At 53.5% G+C, this 25,129-nt stretch carries 26 protein-coding genes, 2 tRNA genes and 3 other RNA genes; 13 read left to right on the top strand and 18 right to left on the bottom strand.

Annotated elements, in window-relative coordinates:
• Nucleotides 1-2: 2 nt before the first annotated feature.
• The 3 genes from SK51_RS18445 to mdoG all read right to left on the bottom strand — a co-directional run bounded on the left by SK51_RS18445 (nt 3) and on the right by mdoG (nt 4,389).
• A complete protein-coding gene (locus tag SK51_RS18445) occupies nt 3-230 on the bottom strand; it encodes a YceK/YidQ family lipoprotein (protein WP_003858030.1) in 228 nt (75 codons plus the stop codon).
• Between the two features lie 84 nt (nt 231-314).
• Nucleotides 315-2,843, bottom strand: coding sequence for a glucans biosynthesis glucosyltransferase MdoH (mdoH, locus tag SK51_RS18450; protein WP_048206930.1), 2,529 nt, complete (start codon nt 2,841-2,843; stop codon nt 315-317).
• Nucleotides 2,836-4,389, bottom strand: coding sequence for a glucans biosynthesis protein MdoG (gene mdoG / locus SK51_RS18455; RefSeq protein ID WP_032622136.1), 1,554 nt, complete (start codon nt 4,387-4,389; stop codon nt 2,836-2,838). Before mdoG ends, mdoH begins: the two co-directional genes overlap by 8 nt.
• Nucleotides 4,390-4,644: 255 nt before the next feature.
• Between mdoG and mdoC the strand changes: the two genes are divergently transcribed.
• Nucleotides 4,645-5,784, top strand: coding sequence for a glucans biosynthesis protein MdoC (mdoC, locus tag SK51_RS18460; RefSeq protein ID WP_022647705.1), 1,140 nt, complete (start codon nt 4,645-4,647; stop codon nt 5,782-5,784).
• A gap of 41 nt (nt 5,785-5,825) precedes the next feature.
• Here the strand turns inward: mdoC and ymdB are convergent, their stop codons facing one another.
• The 5 genes from ymdB to csgB form a co-directional block, all read right to left on the bottom strand.
• Nucleotides 5,826-6,362 (bottom strand): O-acetyl-ADP-ribose deacetylase, encoded by a 537-nt coding sequence (ymdB, locus tag SK51_RS18465; protein ID WP_022647704.1) that lies wholly within the window; start codon nt 6,360-6,362, stop codon nt 5,826-5,828.
• Nucleotides 6,363-6,442: 80 nt separating this feature from the next.
• Nucleotides 6,443-6,763, bottom strand: coding sequence for a type 1 fimbrial protein (locus SK51_RS18470; RefSeq protein ID WP_022647703.1), 321 nt, complete (start codon nt 6,761-6,763; stop codon nt 6,443-6,445).
• A 153-nt stretch (nt 6,764-6,916) separates the two neighbouring features.
• Nucleotides 6,917-7,249, bottom strand: a complete 333-nt coding sequence (gene csgC / locus SK51_RS18475) for a curli assembly chaperone CsgC (protein ID WP_023299776.1) — start codon at nt 7,247-7,249, stop codon at nt 6,917-6,919.
• A 56-nt stretch (nt 7,250-7,305) separates the two neighbouring features.
• A complete protein-coding gene (gene csgA, locus SK51_RS18480) occupies nt 7,306-7,761 on the bottom strand; it encodes a curli major subunit CsgA (protein WP_003858043.1) in 456 nt (151 codons plus the stop codon).
• A 39-nt stretch (nt 7,762-7,800) separates the two neighbouring features.
• Nucleotides 7,801-8,256, bottom strand: a complete 456-nt coding sequence (gene csgB, locus SK51_RS18485) for a curli minor subunit CsgB (protein WP_023305850.1) — start codon at nt 8,254-8,256, stop codon at nt 7,801-7,803.
• A gap of 207 nt (nt 8,257-8,463) precedes the next feature.
• Here csgB and SK51_RS25365 point away from each other — a divergent pair, with 207 nt between their 5' ends.
• The 5 genes from SK51_RS25365 (at nt 8,464) to csgG (ending at nt 11,346) form a co-directional block, all read left to right on the top strand.
• Nucleotides 8,464-8,700, top strand: a complete 237-nt coding sequence (locus tag SK51_RS25365) for a hypothetical protein (protein ID WP_155404797.1) — start codon at nt 8,464-8,466, stop codon at nt 8,698-8,700.
• Nucleotides 8,701-8,998: 298 nt separating this feature from the next.
• On the top strand, nt 8,999-9,649 hold the full coding sequence (gene csgD / locus SK51_RS18490) for a biofilm master transcriptional regulator CsgD (protein ID WP_032676330.1): 651 nt from the start codon (nt 8,999-9,001) through the stop codon (nt 9,647-9,649).
• A 4-nt stretch (nt 9,650-9,653) separates the two neighbouring features.
• On the top strand, nt 9,654-10,043 hold the full coding sequence (gene csgE / locus SK51_RS18495) for a curli production assembly/transport protein CsgE (RefSeq protein ID WP_023305849.1): 390 nt from the start codon (nt 9,654-9,656) through the stop codon (nt 10,041-10,043).
• 26 nt (nt 10,044-10,069) lie between these two features.
• Nucleotides 10,070-10,486 (top strand): curli production assembly/transport protein CsgF, encoded by a 417-nt coding sequence (csgF, locus tag SK51_RS18500; RefSeq protein WP_003858054.1) that lies wholly within the window; start codon nt 10,070-10,072, stop codon nt 10,484-10,486.
• A 26-nt stretch (nt 10,487-10,512) separates the two neighbouring features.
• Complete coding sequence (gene csgG / locus SK51_RS18505) at nt 10,513-11,346, top strand: curli production assembly/transport protein CsgG (protein WP_023299773.1); 834 nt, start codon at nt 10,513-10,515, stop codon at nt 11,344-11,346.
• 43 nt (nt 11,347-11,389) lie between these two features.
• On the opposite strand, the gene SK51_RS18510 is transcribed toward csgG, so the two are convergent.
• From SK51_RS18510 to ghrA, 4 genes are all read right to left on the bottom strand, one after another.
• Entirely contained in the window at nt 11,390-11,872 is a 483-nt protein-coding gene (locus tag SK51_RS18510; RefSeq protein ID WP_072200882.1) for a DUF1097 domain-containing protein, read from the bottom strand.
• 96 nt (nt 11,873-11,968) lie between these two features.
• Nucleotides 11,969-12,523, bottom strand: coding sequence for a TorD/DmsD family molecular chaperone (locus SK51_RS18515; RefSeq protein WP_022647698.1), 555 nt, complete (start codon nt 12,521-12,523; stop codon nt 11,969-11,971).
• 19 nt (nt 12,524-12,542) lie between these two features.
• A complete protein-coding gene (locus SK51_RS18520; RefSeq protein ID WP_023305847.1) occupies nt 12,543-13,280 on the bottom strand; it encodes a phosphatase in 738 nt (245 codons plus the stop codon).
• A gap of 84 nt (nt 13,281-13,364) precedes the next feature.
• Nucleotides 13,365-14,303: a glyoxylate/hydroxypyruvate reductase GhrA gene (ghrA, locus tag SK51_RS18525; RefSeq protein ID WP_023305846.1), complete on the bottom strand. Its 939-nt coding sequence runs from the start codon at nt 14,301-14,303 to the stop codon at nt 13,365-13,367.
• A 229-nt stretch (nt 14,304-14,532) separates the two neighbouring features.
• On the opposite strand from ghrA, the gene SK51_RS18530 reads away from it, so the two are divergent.
• The 3 genes from SK51_RS18530 (at nt 14,533) to SK51_RS24520 (ending at nt 14,985) form a co-directional block, all read left to right on the top strand.
• Nucleotides 14,533-14,620: transfer RNA gene (locus tag SK51_RS18530), tRNA-Ser, on the top strand.
• Nucleotides 14,621-14,667: 47 nt separating this feature from the next.
• Nucleotides 14,668-14,804: non-coding RNA, RtT sRNA (locus SK51_RS24515), on the top strand.
• A gap of 44 nt (nt 14,805-14,848) precedes the next feature.
• Nucleotides 14,849-14,985: non-coding RNA, RtT sRNA (locus SK51_RS24520), on the top strand.
• 243 nt (nt 14,986-15,228) lie between these two features.
• Here the strand turns inward: SK51_RS24520 and SK51_RS18535 are convergent.
• Entirely contained in the window at nt 15,229-16,134 is a 906-nt protein-coding gene (locus tag SK51_RS18535; protein WP_032671021.1) for a LysR family transcriptional regulator, read from the bottom strand.
• A gap of 109 nt (nt 16,135-16,243) precedes the next feature.
• On the opposite strand from SK51_RS18535, the gene SK51_RS18540 reads away from it, so the two are divergent.
• The 4 genes from SK51_RS18540 (at nt 16,244) to SK51_RS24525 (ending at nt 18,210) form a co-directional block, all read left to right on the top strand.
• Nucleotides 16,244-17,104 carry a pirin family protein gene (locus SK51_RS18540; protein ID WP_023305844.1) on the top strand — a complete coding sequence of 287 codons (861 nt, stop codon included), beginning with the start codon at nt 16,244-16,246 and terminating at the stop codon, nt 17,102-17,104.
• A gap of 20 nt (nt 17,105-17,124) precedes the next feature.
• Nucleotides 17,125-17,802, top strand: a complete 678-nt coding sequence (locus SK51_RS18545; RefSeq protein WP_003858068.1) for an isochorismatase family protein — start codon at nt 17,125-17,127, stop codon at nt 17,800-17,802.
• Nucleotides 17,803-17,939: 137 nt separating this feature from the next.
• Nucleotides 17,940-18,027, top strand: a tRNA-Ser gene (locus tag SK51_RS18550).
• A 45-nt stretch (nt 18,028-18,072) separates the two neighbouring features.
• Nucleotides 18,073-18,210, top strand: a non-coding RNA gene (locus tag SK51_RS24525) — RtT sRNA.
• Between the two features lie 213 nt (nt 18,211-18,423).
• Here the strand turns inward: SK51_RS24525 and SK51_RS18555 are convergent.
• The 5 genes from SK51_RS18555 to efeU form a co-directional block, all read right to left on the bottom strand.
• The gene (locus SK51_RS18555) at nt 18,424-19,929 is read right to left on the bottom strand and encodes an alanine/glycine:cation symporter family protein (RefSeq protein ID WP_022647693.1); all 1,506 of its coding nucleotides are present in this window, start codon (nt 19,927-19,929) and stop codon (nt 18,424-18,426) included.
• A 419-nt stretch (nt 19,930-20,348) separates the two neighbouring features.
• Nucleotides 20,349-21,140 carry a phosphate starvation-inducible protein PhoH gene (gene phoH / locus SK51_RS18560; RefSeq protein WP_017384762.1) on the bottom strand — a complete coding sequence of 264 codons (792 nt, stop codon included), beginning with the start codon at nt 21,138-21,140 and terminating at the stop codon, nt 20,349-20,351.
• 499 nt (nt 21,141-21,639) lie between these two features.
• Nucleotides 21,640-22,923, bottom strand: a complete 1,284-nt coding sequence (efeB, locus tag SK51_RS18565) for an iron uptake transporter deferrochelatase/peroxidase subunit (RefSeq protein WP_023305843.1) — start codon at nt 22,921-22,923, stop codon at nt 21,640-21,642.
• A 3-nt stretch (nt 22,924-22,926) separates the two neighbouring features.
• Nucleotides 22,927-24,054, bottom strand: coding sequence for an iron uptake system protein EfeO (efeO, locus tag SK51_RS18570; RefSeq protein ID WP_022647690.1), 1,128 nt, complete (start codon nt 24,052-24,054; stop codon nt 22,927-22,929).
• A gap of 41 nt (nt 24,055-24,095) precedes the next feature.
• Complete coding sequence (gene efeU, locus SK51_RS18575) at nt 24,096-24,929, bottom strand: iron uptake transporter permease EfeU (protein WP_023305842.1); 834 nt, start codon at nt 24,927-24,929, stop codon at nt 24,096-24,098.
• Between the last annotated feature and the right edge of the window lie 200 nt (nt 24,930-25,129).

Consider the following 25,129-nt stretch of genomic DNA (forward strand, 5'->3'; position numbering starts at 1 on the left):
CGTTACTCGTAAGGGCCGTGGCTGGCATCGATGGGCAGCAGTAGCGTGTCGAAAATGAGTGAAAACGGCAGATCGAGCACGGTGAGATAGCGCCATGCGGAATCGCGGACATCCCACTGTACGCCGGGGTAGTACTGATTCCCGTGGCCCTGTCCGGGAATGGTGCGGCTGATGATGCTGCCGCAGCCGCTGAGCAGGCATGCCATCATGACAACAATGATTACTTTCATTTCTGACCTCTAAAAAAATACCGGCGATTAAGCCGGTATTTTATTTGGCGGGTGGCGCTTCGCTTACCCGCCCTACTTAACAACTTACTTCGCCTTCAGGGCCAGCGGATTCAGCTTCACGTCTTTGTAGTAGTTCACCCACGAAGAGTATCTCTCCGGAGAAGTCCACACGCGGTAGTGAAGCCGTGCCATCGTCACCGGATCGCTCAACAGCACCAGACGACGGTCGCGGTTAAGCTTTTCTGGCGTCTCGTTCAGCGCCTGCTCAACGTGGCGATCGCGGGCGATCTCCAGCACCTGGCTGGCGCGGTGACGCGCAGTCGCCATCGCGGTTGCCAGCGCGTTGAATGACGGGTTAAACACGGCGTGCATAAAGCCATCATCCAGCGTGCGTTTGCGGTTCTGCTCCAGATAGGTATCGGTATCCACCAGCACCTGCGGCGGAGAATACTCTTCCGGGATCAGGAACAGCTTCCAGCGTTTGGTACGCAGGCCCACCGTAGAACGGCTGGAAATCACCGACACAAACGGCGACAGGATCAGCGAGAAGACGATTGGCGCCAGCCAGAACAGGAAACGCAGATCCAGCCAGGCCATACCAACGGCCCACACCAGGCCCAGCAGCAGCTGAGAGCCGTGGCGCATAAAGGCTTCACTCCATGGCGTAGAGTCATCGTCACGCTGCGGTGAATTCCACACCACTTCCCATCCCAGGAACGCGCTCACCACGAATACCGTGTGGAACAGCATACGCACCGGTGCCAGCAGGACCGAGAACAGCACTTCCAGCAGCAGTGAAAGGGTTACGCGGCAGAAACCACCGTACTCCTTCGAACCTTTACACCAGATCAGAATGATACTGAGCAGCTTAGGCAGGAACAGCAGCACCATGGTCGACGCGAACAGCGCAATCGCCAGCTCCGGACGCCACTGCGGCCACACCGGGAACAGCTGGCGCGGTTGCAGGAAGTACTGCGGCTCCGTCAGGGCATGCACAACCTGCAACGCGGTCGAGAGTGCCAGGAACATAAACCACAGCGGCGCAGACAGATAGGACATGACGCCCGTCAGGAACACCGCACGGTGAACAGGGTGCATCCCCTTCACCAGGAACAGGCGGAAGTTCATCAGGTTACCGTGACACCAGCGGCGGTCACGCTTGAGCTCATCCAGCAGGTTCGGCGGCAGCTCTTCATACGAGCCCGGCAGATCGTAGGCAATCCAGACGCCCCACCCTGCGCGACGCATCAGCGCGGCTTCCACAAAGTCATGCGACAGAATGGACCCGGCAAACGATCCTTCACCCGGCAGCGGCGCCAGGGCGCAGTGCTCGATGAATGGCTTCACGCGGATAATGGCGTTGTGGCCCCAGTAGTGAGATTCACCCAGCTGCCAGAAGTGCAGACCGGCAGTAAATAGCGGCCCGTAGACGCGGGTCGCAAACTGCTGGCAGCGCGCATACAGCGTGTCCATACCGGACGCTTTTGGCGAGGACTGAATAATACCCGCGTTCGGATTGGCTTCCATCAGACGGACCAGCCCGCTCAGGCAGTCGCCGCTCATCACGGAGTCCGCATCCAGTACCACCATGTAGCTGTACTGGTTACCCCAGCGACGACAGAAGTCATCGATGTTCCCGCTCTTACGCTTAACACGACGACGACGACGACGGTAGAAGACCTGCCCTTCGCCCTGCACTTCAGCAATCAGCTCCATCCAGGCTTTTTGCTCTGCCACGCAGATATCCGGGTTGTAGCTGTCGCTCAGGATGTAGACGTCGAAATGCGCCGCGTTACCGGTCGCCTTTACGGACTCCCAGGTGGCACGCAGCCCGGCGAATACGCGGTCAACATCTTCGTTACAGATAGGCATGATCAGCGCGGTACGGTGCTCAGGATTGAGGGGTTCATCCCCAACCGTCGACGCGGAAATGCTGTATTTGTCACGTCCCATCAGCAGTTGCAGGAAGCCCATCAGCGCCGTCCAGAACCCGGCGGAGACCCAACAGAACAGCACGGCGAACAGCAGAAGGATGCCGCTCTGTAAAATATACGGCAGCAGCTGCATGAAGGAGACCCAGATATCCTGGCCAATCATGTCAGCAGGGTTAATCAATGCCCAGCCCTGGTACGGCAGAATAGTTTTCATGTACCAGGTGGCGACAACCGTCTGTGCCAGCGTCAGCAGCAGCAGAATGTAACGACGAATCGTTCCCACGGTACGCCATTTCTGCTCGGACGCCTGCTGTTCTTTGGTGAGACGTGACAGATAGCGTGGCGTCACGTCACGTCCACGCAGGCGATCCCAGAAGCGACCCACCGGGTTGGTGCGCCACGGATCGGGGAACATAGAGGAACGCGTGGCCTTCGGCATCGCCTGTAGCTGGTCACGCCCTTCGTCATCCTTGATTAACTGCCCTTCTGCCAGCGAGTCTGGCCATGCCTGCTCCAGACGTGCCTTCACTGACCCCAGCGGCGTATCATCATCACGGGAAAAGTGACGATGTTCACCATCCAGCGCGGTGTGAACCGCGCGGATGTCGCTCGCAGGGAGTGCCGCTTTTTCAATGTCCGTTAGCGGCATGGCATCAATATATTCAGATGTATTATTCATTGGCAGGTAGCTGATAGCTCCAGGTTTCACTCAGCGGCTTATCGTTACTGACCAGCGCGGCGCGCATTTCAGTGGTCTGTTTCGGATCTTTCACCTTCACGCGCAGGGTCAAACGCCACCCTTTGGTGACCGGATTGTAACGCACGGCGTTCTCAACGATTTCACCGTTATCGCCAATGCTGGCCTGTGCCGTCACGGCAGTATCCGGCGCCAGTTTTTTCATATCCTGCCCGGTGAAGTCCACGATAAATGCCAGCGTGCCATCCGGCTGACGAATCAGGTTGGACTGCTTCACGTCCCCCGTAGAACGACGCGTCTGCATCACATACGCGTTATCCGGTGCGTGCAGTTTGTCTTCGTCACGGCTGAAGGTGATCGCATACTTGAAGTTCATCTCTTTACCGGCTTCAGGCAGCTGATCCGGTGTCCAGTACGCCACGATGTTATCGTTGGTTTCATCATTGGTTGGAATTTCAACCAGCTCAACCTTGCCTTTACCCCAGTCGCCTTTCGGTGTAACCCAGGCGCTTGGGCGCAGATCGTAGCGGTCGTCCAGATCTTCAAAGCGGGAGAACTGACGGCCACGTTGCAGCAGACCAAAGCCCTGCGGGTTTTCCATCGCAAAGCTGCTGACGGCGAGGTGTTTCGGGTTGTTCAGCGGACGCCAGATCCACTCGCCGTTACCAGCATGTATGGAAAGGCCATTAGAATCATGCAGTTGAGGGCGGAAGTTAGTCGCCGGAGACGGCTGATTCGGCCCGAACAGGAACATGCTGGTCAGCGGCGCGACGCCCAGTTTGCCCACTTTATCGCGCAGGTAAACTTTAGACTGCACGTCAACCACCGTGTCACGCCCTGGCATGATCACGAAGCGATAAGCGCCTGTCGCACGAGGGGAGTCCAGCAGCGCATAAATTGTCAGACGTTTGTCGGTTGGTTTTGGACGTTCGATCCAGAACTCGCGAAAACGTGGAAATTCTTCACCTGATGGCAGCGCGGTATCAATTGCCAGACCGCGCGCAGAAAGCCCGTACACCTGCCCCGCGCCAATCACGCGGAAGTAGCTGGCGCCAAGCATGCTGACGATTTCGTCGTTTTTATCTTTGCTGTTAATCGGGTAAAGCACCTTGAAGCCTGCGAAGCCGAGGTCTTTCACCGTGTCTTTATCGTGTTGCACATCGCCAAAATTGAAATAATCCGGGCTGTACTTGATTTTACGTACCGCGGTCGCCGTCACTTCATTGATGGCAACCGGCGTGTCGAAGTACATACCCTGGTGGTAAAATTCAAGCTTGAACGGGGTTTTAATATTGTTCCAGTACGCTTTATCGTGATTGAACTGGATCTGCTGATAGTCCGCGTATTTCATGTCGCGGAAAACGGAGGGCAGGTTACTTTTTGGCGCTTCGTAGCTCTTGCCCGCCATCGATTTAGCCTGTTTTGCGACATCATCGATGTTAAAGGCCAGTGCAGATGAGGTATACAGTGACAACAGCACTGCTACACCCAACCAACGCATTTTCATCATTTGTGGTTTATGTTTCATAATAAGTAAGCACTTCCCCCTTTGTGTGCTTATATCGATCCGATCCATTTTAATGGAAACTCAGGCAATCCGACAACATTATCACTGCTTTGTTCAGCTCGCTGGCTCATGGATTAAGCAAATGAAAGAACCCGCTTTTCACTTTGCGTGCTTATCCTGGAGACAGGGTGTCGGTCTTGGTGTAGGGTTGGCTCCGAATGTAACCATTATGAGTCTTAGGGATAAGGCGAAAAGTCTGAGAATGCGCAAAGTTATATGAGCACAACCCCTGTACAACGTGAATATTTCCTCGACTCGATCCGCGCATGGCTCATGCTATTGGGGATCCCTTTTCATATTTCACTGATCTATTCCAGCCACACCTGGCATGTGAACAGCCAGATGCCCTCCTGGTGGCTGACGCTGTTCAATGATTTTATCCATGCCTTCCGCATGCAGGTGTTTTTCGTCATTTCAGGCTATTTCTCTTACATGCTCTTCTTGCGCTATCCCCTCAAGCGGTGGTGGAAAGTGCGCGTGGAGCGCGTGGGCATACCAATGTTGACGGCCATTCCGCTGCTGACGCTGCCGCAGTTCATCATGTTGCAGCATGTTAAAGGCAAGGCGGAAAACTGGCCTAATCTCTCGTTCTATGAGAAATACAACACCCTGGTCTGGGAGCTAATTTCCCACCTCTGGTTCCTGCTGGTACTGGTGGTGCTAACCACGGTGAGTTTGCTGATCTTCAGTCAACTGCGCCAGCGCGCGAGCGCCGCAACCTCGACCTTCTTCGCCAACATCACCCTGGGCAAGCTGTCGCTGCTGTTTCTTGCGCTGGGGGTCGCGTATGCCGCCGTCAGGCGTACCCTGCTCATTGTCTACCCTCCCATTCTGAGCGATGGGCTGTTTAATTTCGTGGTGATGCAGACCCTGTTCTACATTCCCTTCTTCCTGATTGGGGCGCTGGCATTTATTCATCCCCGGCTTAAAGCGCTGTTTACCACCCCCTCCCCCTGGTGTGCGGTGGGTGCTGCGCTGGCCTTTGCCGCCTATCTTCTCAATCAGCGCTTTGGCAGCGGGGACGCGTGGATGTATGAGACAGAGAGCGTGATAACGATGCTGATGGGCCTGTGGATGGTTAACGTGGTGTTCGCCCTTGGCCATCGTCTGCTGAATTTTAAATCCAGTCGCGTCACCTATTTCGTTAATGCTTCACTGTTTATCTACCTGGTCCACCATCCGCTGACGCTGTTTTTCGGGGCGTACATTACGCCGCATATCAAATCGAATGCGCTGGGCTTCTTCACCGGTCTGGTCTTTGTGGTTGGCATTGCCATCGTGTTGTATGAAATCCACCTGCGGATCCCGCTTTTGCGTTTCCTGTTCTCAGGCAAACCTCAGGTTAAAGCGGGATAAAAAAACGGCGCCTCCAGAGCGCCGTTTTTGCTTTTCAAACATCAAAATGCCTGGCTGCGCGCGGTCAAAAGCCGCTGATACAGGTCGGCGGTGTGCTCATCGAAACAGACAAAAATGACTTTTTCCGGCATGGGTTTGAGGGAAAGGTAGTGATAAACGGTATTCACGGCGATCGTAGCTGCCGCTTCCTTTGGATAACCGTACACCCCGGTGCTAATGGCGGGGAACGCCATGGTCTTATAGCCGTTATCTGCCGCAAGCCGCAGGCAGTTACGATAAGCCTGCTCCAGAATCTCAGCCTCATGGCGGTCGCCACCGTGCCAGACGGGTCCAACGGTATGGATCACCGCTTTGGCCGGGAGATCGCCCGCAAGCGTAATAACAGCATGCCCCGGCGGGCACTCTCCCTGCTGCTGGCGCACGGTTTTGCATGCTTCAAGGAGCTGAGGGCCCGCGGCCCGGTGAATGGCACCATCCACCCCGCCCCCACCCAAGAGGGAGGAATTGGCTGCGTTGACGATCACGTCAACGTGCACCGTCGTGATATCACCATGAATAACGTCGATTTGCGGTCTCATAAACACCCTCTGCAACCCGCCTTTTTCATCAGTGTATCGCAGAGGGAGAAGGAGAAAAACTGTCGCGAAAAAAACGGCGGTTAACGGTAATCCACCTGAACGACCGCAAGCGTTTTCTTTTCATTCAGGTATTTCATGGTAACAGCGGCCAGCGCTGAGTGAGGATGATGGCCCCGGAGCGCCTCGTCATAACTGATGGTATGCGTTTTCATACGGTTATTTTCCGGGCAGGAAATTGCAAACTGCTGATGCCGGGGCGTGACTTCGCACGGGTCAGCGACCACCGCGCCACGAAAATGAATCACCCCACCATTCTCTATAGTTGCTGAATAAGCCGGAGAAAAAAAAGAGGACAGGATCAGTCCCAGACCAGAAATAATACACGCTGCGGATTTGAACATTATTTGTACTCCTCAATGAAATTCGTCCTTGAGGGGTAAAAACGCTCCGTTATGACGTATCAATTTAAGCAACCCGTTTGCTGGGTTCTTGATATCAGCATAGCTTACCTGTGCAGCGCCGCCACTTTATTAAATCATTGATTTTATGAATGATTAAAGCGTACTTGCCGGTGCGTTCCACTGCTGTGATAAATGAAGCGATTTTCCATCGGAAACGGTGACGATTATTTTTACCGCATCCCCTGAGCGAATATTTAAACTGATTCGCGTTAAATCAATCGGCTGATTAGCGGGTATAAAAAGAGTATTTTTCTGCCGCGATGTACTTTGCCCCCCCTGCCCCTGTCGGACAGATAACACCTCAACCTGACATTCGCAGGCGTCTGCCAGCGTGACCTGAGGAATAATGGTTGTCACATTTGCCTGCTGTGAGGTACTGAACGTTATCTGGCTGGCAAGCGCGGCAAGGAGAATGAATGTGCTCATGAGATCCTCCCGAAAAAAAACAGGGCGGATGCCCTGTTTTTTGGTACAGAAATGAATCAGTACTGGTGTGCGGTCGCGTTGTTGCCGAAGCCAACCTGGTGCACAGTCACCGTTGAGCCGGACGCTGTCTGGTCTACCGCCGCGCCGTTGCCGCCGCCGAACTGTTTCACGTTGATAACAGAATCTTTGCTATTCCACTGGTCGATGGTGGCGCTGTTACCAAAGCCTTTTTGCAGCAGATCGATAGAACTGTCATCAGAGCCCTGGCCAACATCTGCGCCGTTACCGCCACCATGCTGGGTAATGGTCAATTCAGAATCTCGGGCGTCCGTCTGCAAAGCAAGCGCGGAGTTACCGCCGCCGTACTGGTAAATGCTCAGGGTTGAGTCAGGGCCGTTATTGCCGCCACCCCAGCCGCCACCGTGACCGCCGCCAAATTGTGGTACCGCACCTGCGAAAGCACTGCCAGAAACTACGATTGCTGCAATAACTGCCACTTTGAAAAGTTTCATGGTAAACCCCCATCGGATTGATTAAGGCGTCACACATCGCTAGCGTTGAATAACGCGAATAGCCATCTGCGACTGTCTCTGTACTACAACTGCTGTTTTCTGCGTACCATACTGCGTTATATTCGCCCTGTTACCCGAGCCTTTCTGGATAATCATGGCGGTGTTGCCAAAAGCGCCCTGCTTAATACTCGCATCGTTGCCGTTGCCGGTCTGATCGATATAAGCAAGGTTATACGTCCCTGACTGATCAACATTCGCGCGGTTATTCCCGCCCTCCTGGGAAATAACGGACAGCAATTTAGAACCGCCCTGGCGTACATCAGCATTATTTCCTGAACCCTGTTGACCAATAATGGCTGCCTGATTGTATGAAGCTTTATTTAATTCATTTATCGCAAAATTATATTCAGAACTGGCTAAATCTGAATCACCTGCGATTACAAACCCAGGCGCACCCAGTAATGTAAACATCATAAACAACGTTTTGTTTTTCATGCTGTCACCTGGACCTGGCTATAAAAAAGGTATTCCTTACTCCGTTAACGCGATTCGTTTTGTTAACGCCGCGTTACGGAAAAGAGTATGTCTGCCGAAACATGTTTAATATCTCACCCGTGCGCCTTATTTTTATATTCCCCTTCACCTCAAAGTCGTAAATCTCGCCTGAAACGACGGGATACTCGCCTAAAGCAGAAACCAAAAATGTCTTCCTACGCTTGTACAACAGCGAGACAGGCTGTCCAACCTGTACCGGCTTCTTCAGACAAAAACGACAATGCCCTTTGTCACGCGCGTGACACGAAGCAAGTTTTCTTAAGAAAAAATTCCGGCTTAGGGAAGTCTTATGTTTTTAGCAGAGTTCATACTTTTTACCGGCTGGCTTACAATAATAAAAAACCAGATAATACAACTCATTATAATATACCTTATGGTTTTTAAAATCTGTGCACGTTTATACACCTGTACAACTTTCCCCTTATCTTAAAATCTATTAGCCCTGCAAAATACACAAATGAATATCGAATTTTACATTCTGTTACACGATTAACACTTGCTTTAAAGTTTGCAATAGCTAGATTGAAAACAGCAGTACGTTATTTGTTTTTAATTTTACCGCCTCCTTTGGAGGAAGGTTTTTTAACTACACACAGCAGTGCCACACCTGCAGTACTTCTGGTGCCCTTTTCAATAATACGAGGGCAGCTGCCGGGTGTCATAAATAACGTGGGGTTTCATCATGTTTAATGAAGTCCATAGCTTACCCGGTCATACATTATTGTTGATCACAAAACCTTCCTTACAAGCGACAGCGTTATTGCAGCATTTAAAACAATGCCTGTCACTTAACGGGAAACTTCATAACATTCAACGTTCTTTTGATGATATCGCTCCTGGCAGCATCATTCTTCTCGATATGATGGAAGCGGATAAAAAACTGATCCATTACTGGCAAGATAATTTAAGCAGGAAAAACAATAATATCCGCGTGTTGTTATTGAATACGCCTGATGAGTATCCTTTCCGCGAAATTGAGAGCTGGCCGCATATTAACGGCGTGTTTAACGTTACAGAAGAAGAAAACCGTGTCGTGGAGGGTTTGCAGGGCATATTGCGGGGGGAGTGTTATTTCTCGCAAAAACTGGCCAGCTACCTCATTACCCACTCCGGAAATTATCGCTATAACAGTTCGGAATCGGCCCTTCTGACGCACCGTGAGAAAGAGATCCTGAACAAACTGCGTATTGGTGCTTCAAATATTGAAATCGCCCGTTCGTTATTTATCAGCGAAAATACGGTTAAGACGCATCTTTATAATCTTTTCAAAAAGATAGCTGTTAAAAATCGCACGCAGGCGGTGTCGTGGGCAAACGATAACCTCAGGCGTTAATAGCATGAAACGCACCCTAATTTGGATTGCCGCCGCAGGCATTATGCTTGCTGCCGGAAACCTTCAGGCTGTTGAGGTGGAAGTTCCTGGACTGTTGACCGACCACACCGTCACCTCTGTCGGACACGATTTTTATCGTGCCTTCAGCGATAAGTGGGAAAGCGATTATCCGGGTAATTTAACCATCAACGAACGGCCCAGTGCGCGGTGGGGAAGCTGGATCACAATAACCGCTAATCAGGACGTTATTTACCAGACTTTTTTATTCCCAACGAAAAGAGACTTCGATCAGAACGTCGCTTTCGCACTGGCACAAACAGAAGAAGCTATTAACCGCCTACAGTTAGATAAAGCCCTTTTGAGCACAGGCGATTTAGCAAAAGATGAGTTCTAGCAACGACACCTATTTCGGAGGCTGTAATGCGTCTCGCACACACAGTGATTTCGTTAATGCTCATTGCGCCGTTGAGTTGGGCCGGAAATATGACATTCCAGTTCCGCAACCCTAATTTTGGCGGCAACCCGAATAACGGAGCCTTTATGCTTAACCAGGCGCAGGCTCAAAACTCCTATAAAGACCCCAGCTATGACGATGATTTCGGTATCGAGACCCCGTCAGCTCTGGATAATTTTACTCAGGCCATCCAGTCGCAAATATTAGGTGGCTTATTAACCAACATTAATACCGGAAAACCCGGCCGGATGGTCACTAATGACTTTATCGTCGATATTGCCAATAAAGACGGGCAGCTTCAGTTAAATGTGACGGACCGAAAAACCGGTAAGACGTCGACAATCCAGGTTTCCGGTTTGCAGACCAGTTCAACTGATTTCTAAACAACCCCGAAATAAGGACAATTATTATGCAGCGCTTTTTTATTTTAGTTGCAGTGTGCTTATTAAGCGGTTGTTTAACTGCCCCGCCAAAAGAAGCCGCCAAACCCACCCTAATGCCCCGTGCCCAGAGCTATCGGGATCTGACGCATCTGCCCGGCCCTACCGGGAAGATATTCGTCTCGGTCTATAACATTCAGGATGAGACGGGCCAGTTCAAACCGTATCCGGCCAGTAACTTCTCCACGGCCGTACCGCAGAGCGCCACCGCGATGCTGGTTACCGCCCTGAAAGATTCGCGCTGGTTTATCCCGCTGGAACGCCAGGGGCTGCAAAACCTGCTTAACGAACGAAAAATCATTCGTGCTGCACAGGAGAATGGTACCGTTGGCGTCAATAACCGCATGCCGCTACAGTCTCTCACCGCAGCCAATATCATGGTTGAAGGCTCGATTATCGGCTACGAAAGTAACGTGAAATCGGGCGGCGCGGGTGCCCGTTACTTTGGTATCGGGGCCGACACGCAGTATCAGCTGGATCAGATTGCCGTCAACCTGCGCGTGGTTAACGTGAGCACGGGTGAAATTTTATCCTCCGTGACCACCAGCAAAACGATTCTCTCATATGAAGTGCAGGCGGGGGTATTCCGCTTTATCGACTACCAGCGTTTGCTGGAGGCTGAAATTGGCTATACCTCTAACGAGCCGGTCATGCTGTGTCTGATGTCGGCCATCGAAACCGGGGTGATTTTCCTGATTAATGACGGCATCGATCGCGGCTTGTGGGATCTTCAGAATAAAAGTGACGTGAGTAATGCGGTGCTGGTGAAATACCGTGAGATGTCGGTTCCGCCGGAGTCATGATTGGCGGCGTATAAAAAGGCGAGATTTTCGTCTCGCCTTTTTTTTATTTACCTACCACAGGAACGTTCTGGCTCTTCTCGCGTCGGGCTGCAAGCCAGAGACCGCTGTTCTTCATAGCGTAGCCAAACAGTAATCCCAGCATGAGCGAAGGGACCACCAGCTTCCAGTCCCCCTGGCCTGCAAAGGTCGCGCAGGCACCCATGAACGTGCCGGGCACAAAGGACAACAGCAGATGTTTTGCCTGAACGCACATCAGGAAAGCCACAATACCAGTCATGACGTACCCCAGGATTTCCACATGCGGCGCCAGCGCGCTGCCCTTCATAATGATCAGCGCCCAGACCACGCCACTCAGTAACGTGCTGCCTGAAATAAAGAGCCCTTTAAAACCACCCTGCGGACAGGCGAAATAGGCCGTGCAGCCAAGAAAACCGGCCCAGCTCAACAAACCGAGAGATACCGCCACCCAACCCCAGAGGCCGGAGAGGATGCCAGTCGTGATTGCAATACAAAGTAATATGTTCATGGTGCGCATCTTAGCAGATGCGCACCCTAGAAATGAGATCAGAAGCACGTTACGTGCAAGTTGAAATGTATCGTTGCAGGATTTTTGTGATTTAAATCACTCTTCACTCTCTTCTTCCAGCTCATCCCACATGGCAGCGATAGCGTCACGCGTCAGCGGAGCCAGCGTTCTCCAGAACGGAGAGGTGGCGTGGGCTTCAACTTTACCCAGGAAGGTTCCGACCCACGGCAGCAGATACGTTTCGAACAGGGTTTCAATCGCCTCATTCTCATCATCACCTGCTTTATCTTCAATCCATGAGGCCGCCAGCAACAGGGTACCGATATGATCGGCAGGCATATCCGTCAGCGGCATGCCGCGTTCTGAAAGAAACGCCCGAACTTCCGCTTCGGTCGCACCTTCCTGCCAGGCAGAACGATACGGCGACACGCGACACTCTTCTCCCACGAACAGCGCGTTGTAATCCGTTGAAATCTGCTGCATATCGCAACTTTTTTGCAAGCGTTCCAGCAACTCATCCTGTTCCAGCGGCCAGCTCTGCGCCAGTTTACCTTCACGAATCAGGGTAAACAGCGGAACCAGCAGCGGATCCTGCGGCTGGCGGTAATATAAGGTGCCCAGCACGCGGCAAAGGATGGAAAACTCATTCATGTTTTTATTCCGTTATTAATTAAAGATCGGCAAATTCATCAATCGGCGCCATGCCGCGCGACTCAAGGAAGTCGAGCATACGACGCGGCGTGACGTTCAGGATCTGTTCTTCCGGGAAATTCACGTCCCGCAATATTTTCATGCACTCGCTGAAATCACCCAGCGTGAAGGCCGTGTGTGAATCAGAGCCCAGCGCCACCATTCCGCCCGCGTCACGCACGGCCGCCGCAACGTCGCGGCAGTTGGCCTCACTGCCCTTACGCGAATGCACGAACGAGGAGTTGTTGATCTCCAGCGCCACGCGGTGCTTCGCTGCGGCCTGTGCCACGGCCTGAATATCGATCGGGTATTTCGGATTTCCCGGGTGGCTGATAATGTGCACATTGCCGCTGGCAATGGTGGCAATCATCGCCGCGGTGTTGGTCTCTTTATCCTGGGGCGCAAAGACCGGCTCGTGGAAGCCGGCGAGGATCAGATCTAACGAGGTCAGCATCGGGCCGGTGCAGTCAATTTCCCCGTCGGTATTTTTGATGTTCGCTTCGATGCCGCGCAGTATCCCGATACCGTCAACCAGACGTGGCCAGATACGCATATTCACAAAATGCCAGTAGTGCGGCGCATCCGCCATATCCGGACCGTGATCGGTTATCGCAAACAGTTTGATGCCTTTCAGCTTTGCCTGAGCGATATAATCATGGAGGTTACTGTAAGCGTGGGTACTGGCGACGGTGTGCATATGCAGGTCAACGGGATACATCTTTCTCTCCTCTGCGGTTTTTCCAAAGGATAGCAGTTATCAGCGGCGAATATTAGCAAAAACCCGGCGAACGCCGGGTTTCTCTCAGTAGCCTCGCTGTCTGTCTACCTGTCCGGTCACCGCATTGCCCTTCTCTATTTCGCTGATGGTATGCGAGATATACGCCACGGCCTCCGCCGGTCGCGTCACGGCCGCAATATGGGGCGTCATCGCCACGCGTGGATGTGCCCAAAGCGGGCTGTCTGTCGGCAGCGGTTCGCGGCTATACACATCCAGCATTGCGCCTTTCAGTTTACCGCTATCCAGCGCTTTCAGCAGATCGTCTTCCACAACGTGTACCCCGCGCGCCAGGTTCATTAAGTAGCTATCTTCTGCCAACTGGTTGAGGAGCGTGCCATTGATAATGCCGACCGTTTCCGCCGTATTCGGCAGCAGGTTAATGAGAACGCGTGTCCCTTTCAGGAACGCCGGGAGTTCGTCCAATCCGGCAAAGCTCTCGACGCCCGGATAATCCTTACGGCTCCGGCTCCAGCAGCGCAGTGGGAAGCCCCACGGAGCGAGCGCTTCGGCGACTTTCGAACCCAGCACACCCGCCCCGAGGATGCCGATGGTGAAATCTTCACGCTGATAATCCGGGAGCGGTTCCCAGTGGGAGTGCTGTTTAAACGCCTGATAATCGTCGAAGCGGCGGAACCAGTGCAGCACCTGGCTTACGGCGTATTCCTGCATCTGCTCCCCCATACCGGTATCTTCCAGACGAAACAGGGGAATATCTTCCGGCAGCATTTCAGGGTGAGCCTTCAGCTTACTGAGAATGGAATCCACCCCCGCACCAAGAGCAAACACCGCCTTCAAACGGCGTCCCTGTAGCATTTCGACCGGGGGATGCCAGACCAGCGCGTAGTCGGCATGTTCATTATCGCCCTGTTTCCATTCGCGAACGCGTGCGCCAGGCAGTGCCGCCGTGAGCGCCTTAATCCAGTAAGCCGTATCAAAAGTGGGGTGATAGAAGATAATATCCATAGTCATTGCCTTTTAGTGCGCTGTTTTATTTTCATTTTTAACTGGCTTGTCAGCATAACAAATTTATCGCTAAACCGCGTTGCTGATAAAAGAGGCGCTTTTCGCACATTTCGAAATCAGGTTGCCTGAAGTTTGTCTAAACACGCTAAATTACTGAAAAAGTGGGTTGACGGCAGTACGGCTTTTCCTTACATTAGCGCCCGTCCCGACAACAACGGGATGACAATATGGTGAGGTGTCCGAGTGGCTGAAGGAGCACGCCTGGAAAGTGTGTATACGGCAACGTATCGGGGGTTCGAATCCCCCCCTCACCGCCATATTTGAAGAAGAGCTCGCATGAAAATGCGGGCTTTTTTTTTCGCATGTTGCACGACTGCGGGGGGGGATGAGAACCCCCGACCGGGGTTCGACAACTGGCGCAGCCAGTTGGACAGACTGTGAGCGAAGCGAACAGGCTGCCCGCAGGGCGAGCGAAGCGAGTCAATCCCCCCCTCACCGCCATATTTTAAGAAGAGCTCGCATGAAAATGCGGGCTTTTTTTTCGCATGTTGCACGACTGCGGGGGGATGAGAACCCCCGACCGGGGTTCGACAACTGGCGCAGCCAGTTGGACAGACTGAGAGTGAAGCGAACAGGCTGCCCGAAGGGCGAGCGAAGCGAGTCAATCCCCCCCTCACCGCCATATTTGAAGAAGAGCTCGCATGAAAATGCGGGCTTTTTTTTCGCATGTTGCATGACTGCGGGGGGATGAGAACCCCCGACCGGGGTTCGACAACTGGCGCAGCCAGTTGGACAGACTGTGAGCGTAGCGAACAGGCTGCCCGCAGGGCGAGCGAAGCGAGTCAATCCCCCCCTCACCCTAACCCTCTGCCCGGAGGGGAGAGGGGATAGTTAGGTGCTCGCATTCAGTTGTCCCCTGGAAACGTTACTCCTCCACCATCCGGGCATATTCTTCGGTTAGAAAATCCACCAGCGTCCTGACCGACGGCAGTAAACCGCGCCGGGAAGGATATACTGCGTGAATCACTTCCCGTCTTGGCTCCCACGCGTTCATCACCCGAACAAGCTCACCTGAAGCCAGCTGATCCTTCACCATCAAAATGGGCAACTGTACCACGCCCACGCCCGCCATCGCTGCCTCCCGCAGCGCCAGCATATCGGTAGTCACCAGGCGCGGCGTGAAGTGAATGTCTGCTTTCGCCCCCTCCGGCCCGCTCAGCTCCCACTTATGCAGGTGTTTACCAGCGCCCATACTTAAACCCGGCCATTCGCTGAGCTCAGAAGGCATCGCCGGGTTGCCCATCCGTTCAATCAGTGTCGGCCCGGCAACCAGACAGTGACCCCTGTCCGCCAGCACCCTTAATACCAAATCGCTGTCATCAAACGGGCGCGGACGAACGCGGATCGCCACATCCACCCCCTCCCCCACCAGATCGACCCGGCGGTTGGTGGCTTCAAGCTGGAGGTTAATTCCCGGATAGCGCGCCATAAACCTCGCCAGCATGGGCCCCACGTGAACGTGCAGTAGGGTTACGGGGCAAGTGATCCTGACCATACCGCGCGGCTCAGCCTGTAAAGCAGCCACCGCCTCCTCCGCAGCTTCAGCCTCCACCAGCATGGCTTTACAGTGCTGATAGAACGTCTGCCCCACTTCAGTCACCGCAAACTGCCGCGTGGTACGTTGTATCAACCGAACACCCAGGCGTTCTTCCAGCTGCGCAATCCGACGGCTCAGTTTCGACTTTGGCTGATCGAGCGCCCGCCCCGCCGCCGCAAAGCCGCCATGCTCCACCACCTTCACAAACCATACGAAATCATTGAGATCCTGCATACGCCCCCATTGTTCCATTTACGGAACAGTGAATGTCATTTTTGCTATCTACCGGGATATTAACCCTGAATATAAGCTAATTACATCAACAGGACATCAGGAGTTAATCATGAAAAACGTAACAGGCGTGTATACCGCACCTCGTCCGCACTGGGTCGGTGATGGTTTTCCGGTTCGTTCGATGTTTTCTTACCAGACGCACGGCGAACCGCTGAGCCCGTTCCTGCTGCTTGACTACGCCGGACCACATACCTTCCCGGCGGATGGCGCAAAACGCGGCGTGGGCGAGCATCCTCATCGCGGTTTTGAAACGGTGACCATCGTCTACTCAGGCGAAGTTGAGCACCGTGATTCCACCGGCAGAGGCGGCGTTATTGGTCCAGGCGATGTGCAGTGGATGACGGCAGGCGCAGGCATTTTGCACGAGGAGTTCCACTCCAGCGCGTTCTCGCTGAAAGGCGGTGAACTGAAAATGATGCAGCTGTGGGTCAACCTGCCCGCCAAAGACAAAATGGCGACGCCTGGCTACCAGAGCATCACTCAGGCGGATATCCCGGTGGTCACCCTGCCGGATAACAGCGGAACAATGCGCGTGATTGCTGGCCGCTTTGGAGAGGTAACCGGCCCGGCGCATACCTTCTCACCGCTTAACGTATGGGATCTCGCGCTGCACCAGGGCAGCCACCTGACGCTCAATCAGCCCGAAGGCTGGAGCACGGCGCTGGTTGTTGTTGAGGGCAGCGTGACGGTGAACGGCACCACGCCTGCGGGTGAGGCGCAGCTGGTCGTGCTGAGTCAGAGCGGCGACAAGCTGCATCTCGAAGCCAGCAGCGATGCCAAAGTGTTGCTGATGGCCGGGGAGCCACTGAATGAACCCATCGTGGGCTATGGCCCGTTTGTGATGAACAGTAAAACCGAAATCGCCGAAGCTATTCGCGATTTCAACTCCGGCCGCTTTGGCCAAATCTAAACGTAATAAAGGAGCGCATTATGTCTACCCCTGCAAACTTCAACGGTGCACGTCCCGTTATTGACGTCAATGATGCCGTTATGCTGCTTATCGATCACCAGAGCGGATTGTTCCAGACTGTTGGAGACATGCCAATGCCTGAGCTGCGCGCTCGTGCAGCAGCGCTGGCAAAGATCGCCTCGCTGGCGAAGATCCCGGTGATCACCACGGCGTCGGTTCCACAGGGACCGAACGGCCCGCTTATCCCGGAGATCCACGCCAATGCGCCGCACGCACAGTATGTGGCACGCAAGGGTGAGATCAACGCCTGGGATAATCCGGAGTTCGTGGCGGCGGTGAAAGCCACCGGACGCAAAACGCTGATTATCGCGGGGACGATTACCAGCGTTTGCATGGCCTTCCCGTCCATCAGCGCGGTGGCGGACGGATATAAAGTGTTTGCGGTGATTGATGCCTCCGGCACCTACAGCAAAATGGCGCAAGAGATCACCCTGGCGCGCGTGGTGCAGGCAGGCGTGGTACCGATGGACACAGCGGCAGTGGCCTCAGAGATCCAGCGCACGTGGAACCGTGAAGATGCGGGAGAATGGGCAGAGGTGTACACACACATCTTCCCTGCCTACCAGCTGCTGATCGAAAGTTACAGCAAAGCGCAGGACGTCGTGAAAAACAGCGAAGTGCTCGATTCGCAGCGTTGATCCTGCGCGGTGCGCCATAAGCTGATTAAGGCTTAACCGAACAGGCACGAATGCAGAAAATCTGCTTGACCGCTTTCGCGCAACTCCCTATAGTAGCGCCCCGTTGCCCCCCAAGCGGTCAGGCAGCAAAACAATATGGTGAGGTGTCCGAGTGGCTGAAGGAGCACGCCTGGAAAGTGTGTATACGGCAACGTATCGGGGGTTCGAATCCCCCCCTCACCGCCATATTTAAGATGAGAGCTCGTACGAAAGTACGGGCTTTTTTCTTTTATATTCTCCGAAAAGGGGGGGATGAGAACCCCCGACTGGGGTTCGACAACTGGCGGCAGCCAGTTGGACAGACTGAGAGCATAGCGAACAGGCTGCCCGCAGGGCGAGCGAAGCGAGTCAATCCCCCCCTCACCGCCATATTTTAAGAAGAGCTCGCATGAAAATGCGGGCTTTTTTTTCGCATGTTGCACGTCTGCGGGGGGATGAGAACCCCCGACCGGGGTTCGACAACTGGCGCAGCCAGTTGGACAGACTGAGAGCGAAGCGAGTCAATCCCCGCCGGTGCGGGTGATACCGCCTCACCCATAAAAAAAGCCCGCGCATAAGCACGGGCCCGTTTTAAACTATTCCTCAGTTATTCAACTTCCCCGCCGGCTGCTTTCCTTCAGGAGAAGAAACCTGCCCCGGCAATCCCCCCTCTTCATCTCTGCGCTCCCCCAGCCAGTAATCCGCATTTTTAATCCCAAGCCGAACCGGATCAAACTGTGGATCAATTCCCTGCGCATTCTGGGTTTCATAATCCTTCAGGCTGGCAAAGGCTTTTTTATGCAAGAGGACAATGGCAATAATGTTGAGCCAGGCCATCAGCCCTACCCCGATATCCCCTAATCCCCATGCCAGATCCGCGGTGCGGATTGTGCCATATACCGTGGAAGCCATCAGACATAATTTAAGCAGGAATGTCAGCCACGGACGGTGAATTTTACGGTTGATGTAGGCGATATTGGTTTCAGCGATATAGTAATAGGCAATGATGGTGGTGAAGGCAAAGAAGAATAGCGCGATGGCGACAAAGTAATTACCAAAGCCCGGCATCATACTTTCCATCGCTGTCTGCACATAGCCAGGACCCGCCGCCACGCCTGCAATACCGGTATAAAGGGCTGCGCCGTCGACGCCCTGAACATTATAAAGCCCGGTGATCAACAGCATAAACCCGGTCGCGGAGCAGACAAACAGCGTGTCGATATATACGGAGAACGCCTGAACCAGCCCTTGTTTCACCGGATGACTTACGGCTGCTGCCGAGGATGCATGTGGCCCGGTGCCCTGCGCCGCCTCGTTGGAATAGACGCCGCGTTTAACGCCCCACATGATAGCCTGGCCCAGAATAGCGCCAAATCCCGCTTCAAGGCCAAATGCACTTTTCCAGATCAGCAGGATAACAGCAGGCAGTTTTTCAATATTGATCGCGATAATAACGCAGGCAACAATAATATAGCCGAGCGCCATAAACGGAACGACCATACTGCTAAAGCTGGCGATCCTTTTTACACCACCGAAAATAATGAAGCTTAACAGTACAGCCAGTATTGCCGCCGTAACGTTTGGGTTAAGACCGAAGGCAATATCCAGGCTGGCGGCAATTGAGTTTGCCTGTACGCCCGGAAGTAATAAACCGCAGGAGAAAATGGTCACAATAGCAAATAACCATGCGTACCACTTCACCCCCAACCCTTTTTCAATATAAAAGGCAGGTCCCCCACGATATTCGCCGTTAATTTTTTCTTTATAAACCTGACCTAACGTGGATTCAACAAAAGCAGAGCTGGCGCCTAAAAATGCCACTACCCACATCCAGAAAAGCGCACCGGGGCCACCAAAGGTAATGGCGGTCGCCACACCGGCGATATTCCCTGTCCCTACGCGGCCCGCCAGCGTCATCGTCAACGCCTGAAACGATGATACGCCGGCATCGGTAGCCCCGCCCTGAAACATCAGGGTAATCATATGTTTTATATGACGTAATTGCAGAAAACGACTACGCAGTGAGAAATAGAGACCGACACCCAGACATAAAAATATTAACGCAGGGCTCCAGATAACACCATTAATTGCACTAACCAGTTCGTTCATGTATGACCCTCAGCGTGATGTTCCAGAGGAAACGATCCCCTGATGTGTTTCTTCTTAGAATTTAATTTGAACAAGTACGAAACATAGATAATTACCCAAAAGACACCAACTTAATTTTTACTGCTTAGTCATATTCTGTGACAACATTCACGTTTAATTTTCACCTAACAATTAGCGCGATCATTATATTTACAGGTATTTTGTGGGTATTGTAAATACATATCACATTTTTGCGACCTGTATAAAAAGCGTTCGCAGCAAATTAACAGCAATATTATTATTACCGAAAAACGGTGCGTAAATCCCGTTGAATGCTATAGGAAATAAATATGATTAAAAAAAAGCCATGCGAACAGAGGGAATAAAAGAAGCTTCCCGGCATGACGCCGGGAAGAAATGACTTAAAATGTGAAATGATCTTAGTCGGAGTACACTTCCAGCGTTCGTTGACACAGCGCTGAGCGGACGCAGTCCTCTTTTGTGAAGCGGACCACCCCTATCATCTCATCTTCCTCAAAACGTGACATAGCATCGCTCAGGCCAGACTTCACGCCCGACGGCAGGTCACACTGGGTAATATCGCCGTTGACGATAACCGTCACGTTCTCCCCGAGGCGCGTTAAAAACATCTTCATTTGCGCAGCGGTCACGTTCTGAGCCTCGTCAAGAATAACGACCGCATTTTCAAATGTACGTCCGCGCATATAGGCGAACGGCGCGATTTCCACCTTGCCAATCTCTGGTCGCAGGCAGTACTGCATAAAGGAAGCGCCCAACCGCTTCACCAGCACGTCATAGACGGGCCTGAAGTACGGGGCAAACTTCTCAGAAATATCGCCAGGCAGGAAGCCCAGATCTTCATCCGCTTGCAGTACCGGACGGGTAACGATGATCCTTTCCACGTCCTTATGAATCAGCGCCTCCGCCGCTTTGGCGGCACTGATCCAGGTTTTCCCGCATCCGGCTTCCCCGGTTGCAAAGATGAGCTGTTTACTCTCGATAGCATTCAGGTAGTGCGCCTGAGCTTCATTCCGCGCCACTATTGGCGATGCATCGCGGCTGTCCCGCGCCATGCCAATGGATTCTACGCCGCTCATCTGCACAAGCGAGGTGACCGATTCTTCTTCACGCTGTTTATGGCTACGTGAATCCCGTCTCAGCACACGTTTTGCTTCGCGACGAGCTTTGATCACTGCTTTCTGTCTTCCCATGGATAGCACCTTGAGTTGTTGGTATTCATCACACGCGCCAGCATCGGCACGATTATGCGCACGAACATCAGAGGGTTGGCTTCCTTGTAAGCCATTGCTTGCATTACCGGATGACGATACAGAACGGCTACGCGCACCGTTATGCACGTCGGTAGAAATCGTATTTAGAGGTGGAGGGGAGAATTTTGTGGTGAGGAAATCGCTGCCGGAGTCTGAGCCTCCGCGCCGGGTGCTGCGGTTGATGTGTTTACCTTGTCCAGTACAGGACGCAACCATTCGCGATCTCCATAGTGAGTCAATATCACTGCCGGGAACTACCGCTGTCTTATCTTAAGTACATCAGGAATTATCATAAATGCAACATTTATTTTACCTAGATGCAACCTTTAAGACTGCTCCTGCAGCGGAATCAGTCTCATATATGAATATTACAGAAATATAACAACAAGATAGTCATATGGAAAAATAATGTCCCCGCGAACTGTCGCAGGGACGATTATCAGGCTTCTATCAGACCCTGAGCGAGCCAGGTCTTCGCGTCACGCGCGCCGGGCAGGGCAAAGAAATAGCCGCCGCCGATGGGCTTGATGTACTCCTCCAGCGCTTCGCCGTTGAGCCGCTTCTGCACGGTGAGGAACCCTTTCTCCAGATCGTGCTGATAGCAGACAAACAGCAGTCCCATATCAAGCTGACCGGAATTGGTCACCCCCAACGAGTAGCTGTAGCCCCTGCGCATCATCAGGCTGGACTGGGTCTCTTTGGTGCGAGGATTGGCGAGACGAATATGGCTGTCCAGCGCGATGACATCTCCGTTCGGATCGCGGGCGTAGTCGGGTTCATCGTGCTCGTGCTTCATGCCGAGCGGTGCGCCGGTTTGCTTATCGCGGCCGAAGATCGTCTGCTGCTCTTTCAGCGGCGTGCGGTCCCAGAACTCCACGTGGAACTGAATGATACGCACCGCCTGATAGCTGCCACCCACCGCCCAGGCCGGTTCGCCCTGATCCGCCGTCACCCAGACCACGTTTTTCATCAACACGGTATTGCTGCTGTCCGGGTTGGCGGTACCGTCTTTGAAGCCCAGCAGGTTGACCGGCGTCTCTTTCCCTTTACTGCGCGCGGCGTGGTCAGAGATAAAACCTTCCCGCTTCCAGCGCACGCTGAGCAGATCCGGAGTGTGCTTGATGATATCGCGCAGGGCGTGGATCACCGTATCCTGGGTATTGGCGCAGATCTGCAACAGCAGATCGCCGTGGCACAACGCCGCGTCGAGAGAGTCATTCGGGAATCGCGTCATTTTTTGCAGCGCTTTCGGCTTCTGCTTCGCCAGACCGTAGCGATCATCAAACAGCGATTCCCCCACCGACACGGTGATGGTCAGATTATCGGGAGCGATAAACGCCCCGAGGATCCCGGAATCCATCGGCGGCAGGCGCGGATTCGGTGTTTCCGGTGCCGGACCGCCCGCCGTAAGGAAGGCAATGCGCGTGGTCAGCAGCCTGAACAGACGCTCAAGGTCAGCCTTATCACTCGCCAGCGAATCGAAAGCTACCAGCATCATCGAGGCCTGCTGCGGCGTCAGGATTCCTGCCTGGTGCTCACCATAAAATGGCTGCGTTTCCATACGCGCATCCGGGGAGAGCGTGCCGGGGGCGCTTTGTGGTTTTGCCGCATGCGCCACCGGACAGCCGCCCGCCAGGGCAAACGCGCCGCCCAGCGCCCCTACCCCTTTTAACAACCGACGTCGGGAAGGTTCCGCCACGTCGTACTCATCATGCTTATTCATCGCTTAGTCCAGACCCAGAACGCCACGCAGCAGGGAGAGATCTTCCGCCAGCGTCGTAATCGGGCCTTTCAGCGCGTTACGGTCAGCATCGGTCAGCTTGTCGTAGGTTTCGAACCCGTCTTTGGTACGGTATTTCGCCAGGATGGCGTCAACTTTCTTAAAGTTGGCATCCACTTTCGCCAGCAGTTCGCCGTTCTCTTTTTGCAGCTGAGGCCGCAGCAGATCGACAATTTTCTGTGCGCCGTCGACGTTTGCCTGGAAGTCCCACAGGTCGGTGTGGCTGTAGCGATCTTCTTCGCCGCTGATTTTGCTCGCGGCCACTTCTTCAATCAGACCCGCAGCACCACCCACCACTTTCGACGGCGGGAAGGCCAGCTCGCTGATGCGTTTTTGCAGCTCCAGCACGTCGCTGTTGAGCTGATCGGCGTATTTCTCCATCCCTTTGGTGGAGCTATCGCCAAACAGGGCTTTTTCCAGGCGGTGGAAGCCGGTGAATTTCGGATCGGCGGCCTTCTGCTCGTAGTCATCTTCGCGGGCGTCAATGCTGCCATCGAGGTCAGAGAACAGCTCGGCAATCGGCTCGATGCGCTCGTAGTGCTGACGTGTAGGCGCATACAGGGATTTCGCTTTTTCGATATCGCCCGCTTTCACCGCGTCGGTAAAGGCTTTGGTGCCTGCCACCAGGTCAGCCGTCTCTTTGGTGACGTAGGCTTTATAGGCGGTAATGGCGTCGCCGAGGCTCAGCAGCGCGGTACCTTTGGCCGCGTCCGCCGTCGCTGCGCCTTTGACGATCAGCTTACCTTTCGGGTTAGTCAGCAGGCCGCAGGTCATGTCATATTCCCCCGGCTGAAGATTAGCGGTCATTTTCTGGCTGAAGCCAGGCGCGATATTTTCACGCTCTTCTACCACCATCACGCCTTTCAGGATCTCCCACTCCAGCGCCTTCTGGCTGTGGTTCTGAATAATAAACTGGGTTTTACCGCTGTTAACCGTGATAGTCATCGGCTCGCACTGTTTATCGTTGACGGTGACTTTTACCTGCGGAATATCTGCTGCCTGAGCGGCGAAGGCAGACGCGAACAGCGCTGCCACACCAACCTGTAACGCGCTACGACGGAATTGAATAGCCATGTCTCTTCCCTTTAAAGTATGTTGTAACTAAACAAAGCGCTTCACGGCGCAGTACGCGACGGCTGAGCGCTGGGGCGCGATGGCATGAAGAACAGCACCAGCGCCGGAATAAGATAGATAAAGTACATCGCCACCTCGCTGACGCTCGGCGTTTCCTGATAGCCGAAGATACCTTCAAGGAGCGTGCCGGTCAGTGAGTGGGTGGAGAGAACGTTACTAAGATCAAACGCCACGTCCTGGAAGTGGTTCCACAGGCCCGCTTCATGGAAGGCGCGGATCGCCCCTGCCGCCAGCCCCGCGGCCACCAGCAAAATAAACAGGCTGGTCCACTTGAAGAACGCGCCCAGGTTAAGACGAATGCCGCCCCAGTAGAGCAGGAAGCCAAGCACAACCGCCGTGGCCAACCCAAGCATCGCGCCCAGCGGCGGCCAGATGCCCACGTCCTGCTGAAAAGCCGCGAGCAGGAAGAACACTGACTCCAGGCCTTCACGCGCCACGGCGAAAAAAACCATCATGATCAGCGCCCAGCCGTGTTGGTTGCCTTTTTGCAGGGCGTTATCCACCGCCTGCTCCAGCTGTACCTTCACGTTACGGGAGACCTTGCGCATCCAGAACACCATCCAGGTGAGGATCACCACCGCTATTACGGCAACAATGCCTTCAAAAAGCTCTTGCTCTTTCTGAGGAAATTCTCCGGTGGTTTCGTTGATAAGAATACCCAGCCCCAGGCAAAGCGCCGCGGCCAGGAAGACGCCAACCCACATCACGCCGATCCAGCGTCCACGATGGGTGCGCTTCAGATAACTGGCGATAAGGCTAACAATCAGGGCCGCTTCAAGGCCTTCACGTAACATAATGAGAAAAGGAACAAACATGCAGACACCTTAAATGTTTATCGCGGTCAACTGATGCAAAGAAAGGTAAATTCTTGTGATAGTGATTATCATTACGGCTACAAGAAAAACAAGCGAAATATGTGGAGTTTTGATGACCAGATGTAAACGCATTGCGGAATAATAATTGCCTGAGTAACCGTTGCGTTTATAAGGTATAACGAAAATGCCCATTTACGGTT

The organism is Enterobacter sp. MGH85, assembly GCF_001037655.1.
GTDB lineage: Bacteria > Pseudomonadota > Gammaproteobacteria > Enterobacterales > Enterobacteriaceae > Enterobacter > Enterobacter intestinihominis.